Source organism: Chryseobacterium manosquense (assembly GCF_014623485.1).
Classification (GTDB): Bacteria; Bacteroidota; Bacteroidia; order Flavobacteriales; family Weeksellaceae; genus Kaistella; species Kaistella haifensis.
Map to the genome: position 1 here is coordinate 2,309,952 of NZ_CP060203.1, position 13,826 is coordinate 2,323,777.

12 protein-coding genes are annotated in these 13,826 nt (G+C 31.3%); 4 read left to right on the forward strand and 8 right to left on the reverse strand.

All coding sequences use genetic code 11. The annotated features are described in order from the left end of the window. Positions 1-50 precede the first annotated feature (50 nt). Positions 51-1,352 carry an NAD(P)/FAD-dependent oxidoreductase gene (locus H0S70_RS11090; RefSeq protein WP_188320840.1) on the reverse strand — a complete coding sequence of 434 codons (1,302 nt, stop codon included), beginning with the start codon at positions 1,350-1,352 and terminating at the stop codon, positions 51-53. Positions 1,353-1,723: 371 nt separating this feature from the next. Here H0S70_RS11090 and H0S70_RS11095 point away from each other — a divergent pair, with 371 nt between their 5' ends. The 4 genes from H0S70_RS11095 (at position 1,724) to H0S70_RS11110 (ending at position 5,064) form a co-directional block, all read left to right on the forward strand. Then, complete coding sequence (locus tag H0S70_RS11095; RefSeq protein WP_188320841.1) at positions 1,724-3,064, forward strand: RNA-binding domain-containing protein; 1,341 nt, start codon at positions 1,724-1,726, stop codon at positions 3,062-3,064. Between the two features lie 189 nt (positions 3,065-3,253). Beyond that, a complete protein-coding gene (locus H0S70_RS11100) occupies positions 3,254-3,850 on the forward strand; it encodes a DUF1819 family protein (protein ID WP_188320842.1) in 597 nt (198 codons plus the stop codon). Positions 3,851-3,856: 6 nt separating this feature from the next. Further along, positions 3,857-4,441, forward strand: a complete 585-nt coding sequence (locus H0S70_RS11105; protein ID WP_188320843.1) for a DUF1788 domain-containing protein — start codon at positions 3,857-3,859, stop codon at positions 4,439-4,441. Continuing rightward, positions 4,438-5,064 carry a DUF6079 family protein gene (locus H0S70_RS11110; protein ID WP_188320844.1) on the forward strand — a complete coding sequence of 209 codons (627 nt, stop codon included), beginning with the start codon at positions 4,438-4,440 and terminating at the stop codon, positions 5,062-5,064. Before H0S70_RS11105 ends, H0S70_RS11110 begins: the two co-directional genes overlap by 4 nt. A 7-nt stretch (positions 5,065-5,071) precedes the next feature. On the opposite strand, the gene H0S70_RS11115 is transcribed toward H0S70_RS11110, so the two are convergent. The 7 genes from H0S70_RS11115 to H0S70_RS11145 are packed head-to-tail and all read right to left on the reverse strand — an operon-like array spanning position 5,072 to position 13,826. Next, complete coding sequence (locus H0S70_RS11115; protein WP_188320845.1) at positions 5,072-6,289, reverse strand: AbiH family protein; 1,218 nt, start codon at positions 6,287-6,289, stop codon at positions 5,072-5,074. A 58-nt stretch (positions 6,290-6,347) separates the two neighbouring features. Beyond that, on the reverse strand, positions 6,348-7,853 hold the full coding sequence (locus tag H0S70_RS11120) for a class I SAM-dependent DNA methyltransferase (protein WP_188320846.1): 1,506 nt from the start codon (positions 7,851-7,853) through the stop codon (positions 6,348-6,350). Then, on the reverse strand, positions 7,853-9,541 hold the full coding sequence (locus tag H0S70_RS11125; RefSeq protein ID WP_188320847.1) for a DUF262 domain-containing protein: 1,689 nt from the start codon (positions 9,539-9,541) through the stop codon (positions 7,853-7,855). Before H0S70_RS11125 ends, H0S70_RS11120 begins: the two co-directional genes overlap by 1 nt. 18 nt (positions 9,542-9,559) lie before the next feature. Continuing rightward, positions 9,560-10,729: a ComEC/Rec2 family competence protein gene (locus H0S70_RS11130; protein WP_188320848.1), complete on the reverse strand. Its 1,170-nt coding sequence runs from the start codon at positions 10,727-10,729 to the stop codon at positions 9,560-9,562. Between the two features lie 34 nt (positions 10,730-10,763). Then, on the reverse strand, positions 10,764-12,068 hold the full coding sequence (locus H0S70_RS11135; protein ID WP_188320849.1) for a restriction endonuclease subunit S: 1,305 nt from the start codon (positions 12,066-12,068) through the stop codon (positions 10,764-10,766). A 52-nt stretch (positions 12,069-12,120) separates the two neighbouring features. Further along, on the reverse strand, positions 12,121-12,999 hold the full coding sequence (locus H0S70_RS11140; RefSeq protein WP_188320850.1) for a hypothetical protein: 879 nt from the start codon (positions 12,997-12,999) through the stop codon (positions 12,121-12,123). Next, on the reverse strand, positions 12,996-13,826 hold the full coding sequence (locus H0S70_RS11145) for a HipA family kinase (protein WP_188320851.1): 831 nt from the start codon (positions 13,824-13,826) through the stop codon (positions 12,996-12,998). The genes H0S70_RS11140 and H0S70_RS11145 overlap by 4 nt, the downstream gene beginning before the upstream one ends.

Below are 13,826 nucleotides of genomic sequence, written 5' to 3' on the forward strand. Positions count from 1 at the left end.
ATATCCGTAGAAAACTAAAATTGCGGGGTGGGATACAGATTTAAGTAATACTAATCCGAAATTTCTCTTGTTAATACTTCCTTTCTTAAAGTAGTTCGAACAATGAACCGGAGTGCCTGATCTTTTGTGAAATAAGCAGTAGTCCAATTGTAGAGGGTACTTAATCTGTTTCGATAGTTTATTAGGGATAATAAATGAATGAATAACCACATAATCCAAGCGATAAAACCGCTGAAGAATAATTTCGGTTTGGGAAACTCTGCTACCGCTTTATTTCTACCAATAATTGCCATAGAACCTTTATCATGATATTTAAAAGGTACACTAGATTTGGATTTCAAAGTTTTAATCCAATTATGCGCTAAATTTTGCCCTTGCTGTATCGCCACTTGCGCTACTTGTGGATGTCCTTGTGGAAATGCTGTATCAGTGGTTTGTATGCAAGTATCACCAATAGCGAATATATCCTCTTGTCCAATAACTTTGTTGAAAGCATCTACAATTAATCTTTTTCCCTTTCCATACGCTTCTGGTGGTATACCTTTAAAAATGATAGCGGTTACGCCAGCGGTCCAAATTAAATTTTTGGTTTCTATTTTATCCCCGTTAGCAAAGTGAACTACATCGTTTTTAAAATCGGTTACCATACTATTAAGCCTTATTTTCACACCCATTTCTACTAACTTATCGTACGCATATTGTTGTGAGTTTTCACTCATAGGCGATAGTACAGAATTGAGACCGTCTACAAGATAGATTTCGCCACTTGACCCTTTCAATTCTGGGTAATCTTTTGCAATAATCTTTTGCTTCATTTCCGCAAACATGCCAGAAATTTCTACGCCAGATGGTCCTCCACCCGCAACAACAACAGTCAGTAGTTTTCCTCGGATTTCCATATTTGTTTCGCGCGAAGCTTCTTCCAATCTTTCTAATAAAGTATTTCGCATTGAAAGTGCATCAGATACCGTTTTCATTGGTATCGCGTGATGTTTGATACTTTCTATCCCAAAATAGTTAGTTACACATCCAGTACTGAATACAAGCCAATCATAATGAATGGATCCTGTAGAAAGAATTAGTTTTTTCTCTTTAATAATAACCTCTTTCAACTCACCTAATATAAACCTAAAGTTTTTTTTGTCACGAAAAAGCATTCGAAAGGGATAACATATACTTGAAGTTTCAAGATATCCCGTTGCAACCTGATAGATTAAAGGGGGAAAAAAATTGTAATTATTTTTATCCACCAATATAATCTCAAAGTGGTCACTTTTCGTTAGTTTTTTTGCTAGATTAACCCCAGCAAAGCCGCCGCCAATGATGACTATTTTCTTTTTTTGAGTTTTCATCGTTACCTATTTAAAAATTTATATTTCCTAGCAGTACCCCAGGAAGAAATAACTAGCATGTTTTTTATGGTTCTCATAAAAATATATAAAGTTACTACATACTTTATGCCATTATTTAGATGAGAGTGAATTAAATATCCCATTGATTACTTAACGTCGCGATGAATATGAACGTTGCAGACATTAGTTCTAAGGCGTGGTGAGAAATGAATCTTAAATGTTTATTTACACCCATGTTTTTTCCCGCTATTCCTAGTTATATTTTATTTGATATTCATTTAGTTAATATCCGTCTATTTTCGTATTTTTGAAAGATTAGTCAGAACTAATGGTTAAACCTTTATCAACCTTATTGAAGCTAGAAATCGCTTATGATTGAAAATAAACATATAGAATACAAACAGCAAATAACGCCCGAAATCGAAAAGGAGGTTGTTGCATTTCTTAATTCAAACGAAGGTGGCATTGTATATGTAGGGATTGATAATGCCGGAAATATTGTGGGTATTGAAGATATTGATCAGGTTGAATTGCAATTCAAAGATCGCCTTAAAAATAATATACTTCCTTCCTGTATGGGGCTTTTCGATTTGGTGACTGAAAAGCAGCAAGATAAAAATGTATTAAAAATCATTGTAGCGGGAGGATATGAAAAGCCCTATTACATCAGAAAATATGGAATGTCTGAAAAAGGTGCTTTTATTCGCATTGGTAGTTCTTCCGAACCGATGCCCACTAAAGAAATTGAGCGATTATTTGCCAGGCGTACTCGCCATTCTATTAACAATATAAAATCTGCGAAACAAGATTTACAATTTCAGCAGTTGCATATTTATTACCAGGGAGTTGGTAAAACTTTATCTCCGCAATTTGCTAAAAACTTAGAACTACTTACTGAAGATAATACCTACAATTATGTGGGATATTTGATGAATGATACCAATACCATTTCCATTAAAGTAGCCAAATACGATGGAGTTGATAGGGTAAATTTGGTAGAAAGTAATGAGTACGGTTTTGAATCGTTGGTAAAAGCAACCCAACAAGTTTTAGATAAATTAAATTTAGAAAATAAAACGCTTACAAAAATCACTTCCAAAGAACGGAAAGAAACACGAATATGGAATGAGATTTCTCTTCGTGAAGCCGTTGTGAATGCTTTTGTTCACAATGATTATTCTAGAGAGTTGGCTCCTAAATTTGAACTTTTTGATGATCGTTTAGAAATAACTTCTAATGGAGGTTTACCCGAAGGACTTGCAAAAGAAGAGTTTTTTGAAGGTTTTTCTGTACCTCGAAATAAAGAAATCATGCGGGTTTTTAAAGATCTGGATTTGGTAGAGCAACTGGGTTCTGGTATTCCTCGTATTTTACAATTTTATAAGAAAGAATCTTTTCAGTTTTCAGAGAATTTTTTAAGAATTGTTCTGCCTAAAAATGTTGATGAAAAAGGTGGTCAAGATGGTGGTCAAGAAGGTGGTCAAGAAGGTGGTCAAGAAGGTGGTCAAGATGGTCGTTCCAAAATAGAACTGACTCCTGCACAAGATCAGGTTTTTCGTTTGATAGTTGAAAATCCCAAAATAAGTCGAAGAGAATTAGCGGAAAATCTAAAGATTAATGAATCAGCGATTCAAAAACATATCAATAATTTAAAAGAAAAGAAAGTTATTGAGAGAGTAGGGAAGACTAATGGTTACTGGGAAATTAAGTAAATCCGAAAGATTGAAGTTTTCTAAAATTAATCGATATTTAATTAGATTGTAAAAAAGAAAATACTGCAATTTTTAACAATACTTTTGACTCCAAACATAAAAATTTGAGTAATTAACACTATTTTGGAAACATTGAAATAATAGAAGAGAAGGTTAAAAATATATCTTTAGACATTCAGACAAAAATAAATGACCGACCCACATAAATACAGTTTTTCGTTCACTACCGCTTCATTGATGATCAATGGGATGGTGCAAATTGCCGAATCGAAAAGGAATAATTCAGACTTTAACTATATAGAAATTTTTGGAAACGGAAAATCTGCAACGGGAAAAAAATATTACGCTGAACTCAATAAAAGACTAAAAAACTTGACTTCAGATGAAATAGATTTGCTGATAAATGGTGACTTACCCACTCAGAAGCAAATTTGTTTTCTCGCGGTATGTAAAACTTATGGTTTCATCAATGATTTTACGATTGAGGTTCTAAGAAATAAATTATTGGTTTTCGATTACGAGATTACCGATGGTGATTATCTGAGTTTTTTCAGAGGGAAAATGCAGGAACATGACGAGTTAGAAGGCTTAACTCCCCAGACTGAAAATAAAGTTAAATCAGTGATTTTCAAAATTTATGAACAGGCAGGAATTATTGACAGCATTAAAAATAGGATGATTCAACCACAATTCGTAGATTCGAAGGTATTAGAAACGATACGTAAAGACAACCCGAATTGGTTGAAGATTTTTCTTATTTCTGATACGGATATAAAAAGACTATAATTAAAAATGGAAGATATAGCGAAGAAATTTACACATTTATATAACATCATTTCATCACCTAACTTTTTAAAGAAGGAGTCATTGGGTGGTGAAATTCCTTTTTTTATAAGTGCTTACGATCCTGCAATGGAAAATGAAGTAACAGATTCTATAAAGTTTTTGAAAAACAAATTGGAGACTTCGGGAGTTAGCGTTTTAGAACTCAATCTCTATGATATTGTATGTGATGTTTTGGAATCCAAAGGAGGTGTTGATAGAATGTTCGAAATTGAAAAACTGAAGAAGAAGGATAAATTTCTGAATGCCTTACAATCTACCCTCAACATTCATCAGGTTCTTACACCCAAAATTAAAGACATTATTGACCAAAACCCATCCAATGTATATTTTTTAACCGGAATTGGGTTAGTGTTTCCTTACATCAGGTCTCATACAATTTTAAATAATTTACAGAATATTGCGAAGGAATCTCCGACCGTTATTTTCTTCCCCGGAGACTACAACGGAACCTCATTAAACCTTTTCGGTGCAATGAAAGACGACAACTATTATAGAGCATTTAATATCGACTTAATCAACACAAAACCATGATCATTAAAAATTTTTTTGAAAAAGACATCAACCGTAACATTGAGACCGTAATAAAAGCAGACGACAGAGATCATATTTCAACAGAGGTTGCGGAGTATGTAATTACCAAAGAGATAGGAAATAAAATCCGTGAACTGTTCAGCAATTATAAAAGTTATAGTGGTTCTAATGGAGTTTGGATTTCAGGTTTTTTTGGGAGTGGTAAATCTCACCTGTTGAAAATTCTTTCTTATGTATTAGAAAACAAGGAAGTCGATGGTTATAAATGTGGTGAACTCTTCGCAGAGAAAATCGAAGATGATGTTCTGCTAAAGGGTGACATCGTATCTTCAACCCGAATCCCTTCCGAATCAATACTTTTTAATATTGACCAACAGGCGCAGATCACCACCAAAGATGATCCTGCTGCAATCTTAAAAGTTTTTTATAAAGTTTTTTACGATCATGTTGGGTATTATGGTTTTCAACCTCACGTTGCCGAATTTGAGATGTGGTTGGATAAGCAAGGGAAATACGGGGAGTTTAAATCTAAATTTGAAAATATTCTTGGAAGTATCTGGGAGACAGCAAGAATGGATTATTTTGATCCACGCGTTCACAAATTTTTTTTTAAAAATTTTTAAAAAAAATTTAAATTGTTATCCTTTCAACTATATCCCTATTAATTTCTGTTTTCAATTCTTGTGAATCTAAATGACAAAAAATAAGTTTTTTTTGACGCATTTTTTTTAATATGTCTACTTTACCTCTAATCTTTAATAAGTTTTGCAAAAGTCTAGCTTTTGAACTTTTGCTATGATAAACAATCACAATTTTATTCTTCCTACCTTTATAATCTCTTACAATATCAAATACTTCATTAATATATTCTTTATCAGATTGATCCAAAGAGTGCCCCCAAAAGAAAAATACATAATTCGTAAGAGTAGTGCTTGTTTCAATATCCTTTATTTCATTTAAGAAATGAAAATCAGTGTCACAATTTAGTTTTTGAAAATATTTTGTAAAAGGAAAAAACAAATCTCTGTTTTCAACTTTTTCTGGTAGATCATCAATACCTAAAACAATATTATTTACATTTGAATTAATCTTGCCATGTAAATAATTAGTTTTTACATTAGTGCTATAAAACTTCTCAAAAGTTGGAGTGTAATTAAATGTGAAGTGATAATGGATTAAATTAAAAAAATTGCTTTCAATATTTAGTTTTGATTTTCCATACAAAGGCAACACAAATAAACTAAAATAGCTATTGAAAATTAATTTGAAATCATCAAGTTGTGACACCAGGAATTCAATAATCTTATCAGTATTTATGTCAATATAAAAATCATATCTTTCTACCAGAAATTCTTTTTTTAAATGCCACCCATAATTGTCTCTACTCCTTAAAGATATAATTCCAAAAAAATCTAACACATTCAGTGCAACGACATTATTGTTCAAAGTCTTAGAATCATAAATTTTTAAACTTTTGTCGATAGGAGATTGCGAAAAAATGCTTTCTTTAAGTTTAGAAATTGAGGAAATTAATAATTTAAGCAGATATTCAATCCTGTTTTCAAAGTCAATCCATGAATCAATTTTTTTTTCATTTTTGAAAAATTGAAACCAAAGGTTATCAGCTAATTTTTCTTTGAGAATTGTGATTTCTTCAATGCTAAATTCTATACTATCTGAATAACTATTTTCTAAATCTTCAAAATTTCTGCAATTACTATAAATTTCATGAAAATTAAATGTTTGATGGGCTTCAAGATAACTCAGGATACTAATAAAATCATCGTAAGAGGTAGGTAAGTTAAAACCTAAATCAAATCCATTTCCAGTAATTAAGATCTTTGGCATATCTAATTTTTTAAATCAAATTGATAATAATGTACGCGGGAATTTCAGTTATCAAGGGTTATAACTTTGCAAGAATTTTCTTAAACCCCAAAAGTGCAGATTCAATATTCTCAATAATATCCTCAGCTAAAACTTCAGGTTCAGGTATATTTTCTAAATCTGTAAGAGATTTATCTTTTAGCCAAGTGATATCCAACGAAGTCTTATCCCTATTCATAATCTCCTCATAAGAATATTTTCTCCATCTGCCTTCTGGATTTTTTTCTGCATCAAAAGTTTCTTTTCTTTTGAATCTGTTTTCTGGATTATAGCAATCAATAAACTCCTGTAAATCTTCAATCTTTAACGGATTTTTCTTTAAGGTATGATGAACATTTGTTCTGTAATCATAAAACCAAATTTCCTGTGTGTGATGCTCTTTGCTTGCAGGTTTAGCATCCCAAAAAATAACATTGGCTTTTACTCCATTGGCATAAAAAATTCCTGTAGGAAGTCTAAGAATGGTATGGACATCAGCAGTTTCCATTAATTTTTTCCTCACAGTTTCTCCTGCACCACCTTCAAACAAAACATTATCAGGAACTACTACAGCAGCTTTTCCTGTGGTTTTTAACATGGATTTAATATGTTGAACAAAGTTCAGTTGTTTATTGCTTGTTGTAACCCAAAAATCTTGTCTATTATAGGTTAAATCATCCTTTTCTTGTTCTCCATCTTCATTGGTGAAGGTCATACTGCTTTTCTTTCCAAATGGTGGATTTGCCAATACATAATCATAGGCTTCTCCTGATGGTGCAACTAAACTATCATTAGAAGAAATTGGGGAATCAGAATTAATATCTCCCACATTATGCAGAAAGAGATTCATCAAAGCCAATCTCCTGGTATTTGCAACTATCTCATTTCCAAAAAATGTTTTGTATTTCAAGAATTCAGCTTGTTCTCTGTCAAGTTTATTACTTGAGATATGATCATAAGCTGCAAGGAAAAACCCACCTGTTCCACAGGCAGGATCTGCTATGGTTTTCATAGGTTCAGGTTGCATACAATCTACCATTACCTTAATTAAAGGTCTAGGTGTAAAATATTGTCCTGCACCACTTTTGGTATCTTCTGCATTTTTTTCCAAAAGTCCTTCATAGATGTCTCCTTTATCTTTTACACCCATTAAAACCCAATTTTCACCATCAATCATTTTGATGAGTCTGTAAAGTTTGGAAGGATCCTGAATTTTATTTTGACTTTTGGTAAAAATCTGTCCCAACATTCCTTTTTCTGTGGAAAGAGTTCTGAGCAATTGAACATAAAATATCTCCAGTTCTGAACCACTCTTTGAAACCAAACTTTGCCAATTGCAAACTTCTGCACCGTATTGTTCAATTCCCATTGCATCTTTAACATTTGGGAAATCTATCTTTTTGTTATAAGGTGGCTTTGTGTATTCATCTGCCATCTTTAGGAATAGCAAATAGGTAATCTGCTCTAGATAATCCCCATAACTTACACCATCATCTCTAAGCGTGTTACAAAAAGACCATATTTTGGATATTACTTCGCTACTCATTATTCAATTGTATCTAATTCTTCAATGTTAATTTCATCTTCTAATAAATCTTCATAGATTTCTGCTCCAGTGTCTTGAGGAATAATTCTCTTAGACAATTCTTTATTTACAACTTTTGCCCTTTCATCAAAAAAAGTATCATAGTCATTATTCCAAATCCCGAATTTTTCTAAATTACTTATTAGATGTGTTTTCATTGTTTCGTCAATATCATCATTTCCCTCAGCAAATTTTTTCATATAAACTTCAGGGGCTTTCGCTCTTATTTGATTTTTATTTAAAAAGGCATCAACAATTGTAATATTCAATATATGATTATATTCATTATAACTTTTTTCTGGATAATTCTTCCTCATCCAATATTTCGGAAAGAAGTGGTGGTAATTTTTGCTGGTTGAGACTTTTAGCCAACTATTATCAATATTTACATCCAAATTATTATCAAAAGACTTAGGTTTCTTCATAGCATATAAACAAAGTATAGCTTTAATAAAACTTCTTCCAGTGCCAAAATAACCTACTGAACTTTGTTTAAGATATTGCTTTGAATAATCAATGCTCCATTCATATTTTGGCAACTCATCGTTTATTATTTTTTTTATTTTATTTATATCTTGCGCTAATTTCCCTTCAACAGCAGAAGAATACCTATTGCCTAATGATACTCTCCAAAAAAAATCATCAAGTCTTTTCTTCATCTGACCTGTTGGTTTGCTATTGAATTTATAAAAGAAATAGCTAAATGGAACTAATAATGCATTATAGGGAAGCAATCGAGAAACAGGAATCCCCATACCTCTAAAATAATCCACACTATGTTTTATAGAATCTACAGCAATATCCCAAGTGTTGATAAAATCCCTCTTTGAAATCTTAAGTATAGTTTTTCTTGTGCAATCCTCTTCCAAAATCATCGCAACAATTTGTAGTATTGTTGCAGATGAGATTTCATTATATTTGACCTTGACAAGTTCCTTCATAAAATCCGAGTACTTTTCTGCAAGATCAAATTTTTTATTAGCATCATAAGTCTTAGCAACCATGATTTCAAACAATGAAAGAGCTTTTCCACCAACATTTAATCTTGTAAATACTTCTGTAGCAACATCAATTGTAGCGTTTTTAAGGTGAATAATATTAAAATTATACCCTTTTATAATATTTTGATATTCCTTAATTTTTGATTGATATTGAGGAGGGAAACTAGCTAAAAAAGTGAAATCTCCCGTTAACAATTCAGTTAATTTAATTGTTGAAAATTCTTCTTTACCTGCAATGTCAGTTAATACAATCTCTTCTTCACTTTCCAAATCTACAGCTAAATCAATATAAATATGAGAGAAATCTTCTTCTTTTCCATCAACTCTTTTAATAATTTCTCCACTTACAGCAGCAAAAAATGAGGTAATTCTCTGTTGTCCATCTAGTACATAATTCACAAACTCTCCCTTGTTCTGGGTTGGGAGCTCTATGTTGCCAATATTCCTTACAGATCTCAATTCTTCATCAGTTCTCCAAAATATAAATGTGCCAATTGGATAACCTTTGATAATACTATCAAGTAATTTCGCTGATGCTTTAATATCCCAAACAAAATTTCTTTGAAATTGAGGAATTTTTATTTGTCCAGATTTTACTTCACTCAGTAGAGTTGCATAGTTTTTTGCAGTATTTTCTAAAATTGCCATGATTATTCTGTTTCTTGTTTACAGTTCTTTTATATAGTCTTCTTTTGCTAATAAAGTTTGAATAACATTAAATCCTAAACTTTTTAGAAATTCAATATTACTTTTGAAAGGATGCTCATAGGAGTTCTTACCAACTGAAATTATTGCATCTTTCAGTTTATTTTTTCTAGAATAATTATAAACACATTTTCCAGCTTTACCACCATGATGAGGTACTATTAAATATTGTTCGCAATTATATCTAACTTTGTCTAAAATACTATTCGATATCTGTTGATAGTCAAAATCTGCACTAAAAATAAAGCATTTGTTAGGTTTTAAAAGAACTAACCCAATTCCACTTTTATTTCGATTCCTATTTTTGGTTCCATTGTAAAGATGAATAAAGTTTCCTACGACTAAACTGGACATGTGTAATTCAATCCCACTTCTTTTGCTAGGTTGGGGAGGAACAACCTTTAATGGTTGAATTGCATTTCCATTAAGAGTTTTCAATCTTCCTAATGCTTTTCTTGCTGTAAGTGTTGGAAGTTCATTTCTACAGATAATATATGAGAAACTTTTGATTGTTTCGTCTGAGTAGGATAATAGGAAATGATAATGGTCAACATCCCAATGAGATATGATACAGATTGGTCTAGAGGAGTGATAATTTTGTTGGAAATTATCAGTCATTTCGTAGACCTCATGAGAAGGAGTAGAGTATGATGTACCACAATCAAAAATAATCATACATTCTTTCTTGTGCCATAATTCATTGCAGCTACCTTGTCCAACATTTTTCACAACAACTTTATCAATTCCCTTTATACCATAATCAGTTTTATAGTTCAAAATACAAGTTCTTCCATACAAGAAATAATTTAATTGAATTTTTTCATTATCTGTGAATGATTTGCTTTTTCCAAAAACAGTCTCATCGTCTTCTCGCAGCATAACTTTGAAACCTACAATTAAAGAACCCTCGTTAGTTGAAATTCTTTTCAAAATAGACTGCAATACATCTACTTCTACATGGTAATAAGTTCCTTCATTAACTCTTTTTTGAGAATAGTTCAAAAACTCAATCATAGTAGGTCTTTTTTGCCACGGGTAATCTAAACCCGTTGCAGAAGAATATTTTTCAAACTCATTTGAATCAAAGAAATCTGCCAATACAATTTTCTGTGCAGGCAGATATTTTTCCACATAGAGTATGATATAATCCCTACCTTTCATCAGCTTAAATTAATTTCCCCTCAAAAGCCTTTTTCAAAATACTTTGTCTTAAAGTTTCTGCCTGTAAAAGTGATTGGTTTATACTTTCTTCTAGTTTATCTGCAACTGAAAATCTGGATTCAATTTCTGCAACAATTTCTTCTTGAATTAAAAGATGGCAATAAATAATTGGGAAGCCTCTTAATTCTTTAAGTCCAACAAATTCTTGTGCTCCACCTTTTGATAAGGATTTCACATAATTTAGTGCATAATGAGATTTTAAGAAATATAATAAATACTTTGGATTTAATACTGTGGGAGAATATTTGAGCAATCCAACATTCTTAATGCTGAAAATTTCAGAAGTATCTACAATACAAACCATTCCACGATTAGCGCCAATCATTGAAAAAATTAGATCATTCTTTGCAACATTTGATCTTTTGTAAAATTTGTCATGGTCAAGTTGTGAAATATATTTTACATCTTCAAAATTTAACCCAGTTGTTTTTATATTTTTTTGCGTTATAAATGGAATACCCTTTTCAACATATTTAGGTGTGTTATGAGTTCCATCTTTGACTTCTATTAAATTTTGCAATGTTTCCCATTTCCAACCTTCGGGAAGTTTTTTCTCTCCATATTCCAAATTAGGTTCTGCAACCATCATTAGGTTTTCATCTTCTTTTTTTGCGGTAAGTTTTCCTTCAAAAGCAGATTTTAAAACACTTTGTCTGTAGGTTTTTATTTGTTGTTGTGCTGTTTTCAGGTTTTCGATGCTTTTATCCAATTCTGAAAATAGTTCTTCAATTTTTTGGACTATGGCTTGTTGTTCTGAAAATGGTGGAATTGGAATTTTAAGCTGTTGATAATCAGGGAATTTTAAATTTCTCAAATTATTACTACCACCTTGATAATTAATGATTTCTCCAGATTTATAGAAAAAAGTGAGGTAGTTATTTAGATATGCAGAATTGATGTTTTTATTAGGTCTAATCAATCTTAAGAAATTTGTACAGATTTTTGGGATTTGAGGTTGAAAAGACAAGGTAGCTTTATCAATTAAAACAGTTCTTCCTACAGGTTGTTCTGGACCTCCACCAGATATTTCCACCAAAATATCACCTTCAATTAAATTCCTTTTTGCAATATTTTGTTTTTTGATCTTTCTTAAACTGGCTGTCTTTCCTTTTTCTTCATTCCAATTTTTTATTTCTGAACCTCTAATACAATAAGCTAAATCATAATTTTCATCTTCATAGTTTTCATCTTTCCCCCAATCTCCACCTATAACAAATTCTAATAATTCTTCTAGTTTTTTTCTTCCCAATTTTTGGGTAACACTCTGGATTTTTTCATGATATTAAAAAAATTGGAACTTTTTAGGGTTCCAATGTTTCTGCAAATTCCGAGAATTTTTGGTAATTGTCTTTCAGAATTTTTTCTTCTAAAGTTTCTATATAATCTCCCTCTTCAATCTTAAAATTGAGGTCTTTGTTTTTTACCAATTTCTTAATATTATTTAGAAGCTTTTCCTGTTGTGTGTTTTTTTCAGGTTTGTTGAAAAGTACATAATAATTTCCCTCATGTTTTGGTGAGATATGATCTGCTCCAAATTCCTGCAAGGAATTTACAATAGACCTAAATTCATAGATATGTTGCTTTACATTATCAATTTGACTCGTAAAATCAACCAGTTGTGCTGCTAAAATATTTCCATTTTTACTAATTAGGGAAACATTTTCTTTGGCAATTAGTGAAGGGATTTCTTTGGGGTCAAGATTATAATCAATATCTACTTTTTCATTTATCACAGAGTTTTTCACATAAGTCTTTACTTTATTGTAAAAATTAGACCTTCTAAACTCTGTTTCAGGCATATTGATAAACTTGTTGAATAGTTGTTCAAAAACAGCTTTATTAAGGTCACCAGAATATTTTTTTGGAGCATCAAATTGCAGAAGTCCTTGCGAATAATTGCTAAGGTATTTTATGTATTCTGTCTTGAATTGATGATTATTGTCAAAAAGTTTATTTTCTGTAAAATCTTTGTTGGCAATTGCTATTTGCTGTTTTATTGTAGAAAGGGAAAGCTTTACTAATTTTTCCAAAGAAGAGCCTTTGAGTTTTTCAGCAATTTTTATTTTATTATCAGCTTGTTTAAAGTAAATATGGTTCTCAGCAACACCCAACAAACCCACACTAATCTTCTCTGAAGTAGTAGAATTGGTTTCTAAATAAATGATAGATAAGAAGCTCATTTTTTTGGTTTTAAAGGTAGTTTGGAGTTTATAATATTAGACATGGAATGCTTACGCAAATCTGAAAGAAGGAATTTTTCAATTCTATCTTTTAAGGTCTCATTAATCTTCCAACTCGCTGGAATGTTTTGAAAAACATCATTTAAAACTTCTTTAATCTGTATTTGGGATAACAAATTTAAGAATTCTTTTGAGACTTGCAACTGTTTTTCTAAAGGAATTCTACTTACAATATCTCTAAATAAATCACTGGAAATCAGCTTATTATTTGCGCTACAGATATTAGTTTCATTAAAAACAGATATTCTATTAAACCCACCAAATATTGCACCATGATCAATAGGTACAAACTTTATTCTGCTATTATTTTGCTTAATTATAAGGTTGTAATTGGTTTGTTTTCTGTCATTATTATCAACCCATAAATCAAAAAGAGCGATGCGAATAATATCATGTGCATTTTGAATCTGGTTAAATATATTTTTATTTCTGAAACTATTAAGTTCTGAAACTAAAACTGCATTTTCTATCTCTTTAGATCCCCAAGCAATAGCATCACTTTTCCATTTTCTACTATAACTTACCTCTTTTGGAATCAAGGATGGGGGAATGTGAATTAGAGCTTGCTCTGCACAAGGTAAATTCAATTCTTTAAGAAGTTTTACAGCAATCATTTCGTAAACCAACATAGCAAATTCTTCTATTTTTATGGAATTGAGATACTTCACATAATAATTTTCCTGATCATCTGCTGTAATAAGCAAAGGACTGTGCCCATCTGTAGGAATTTGTCTGATGAAATATGTAGCTGTTAAAGTTGGAATCAT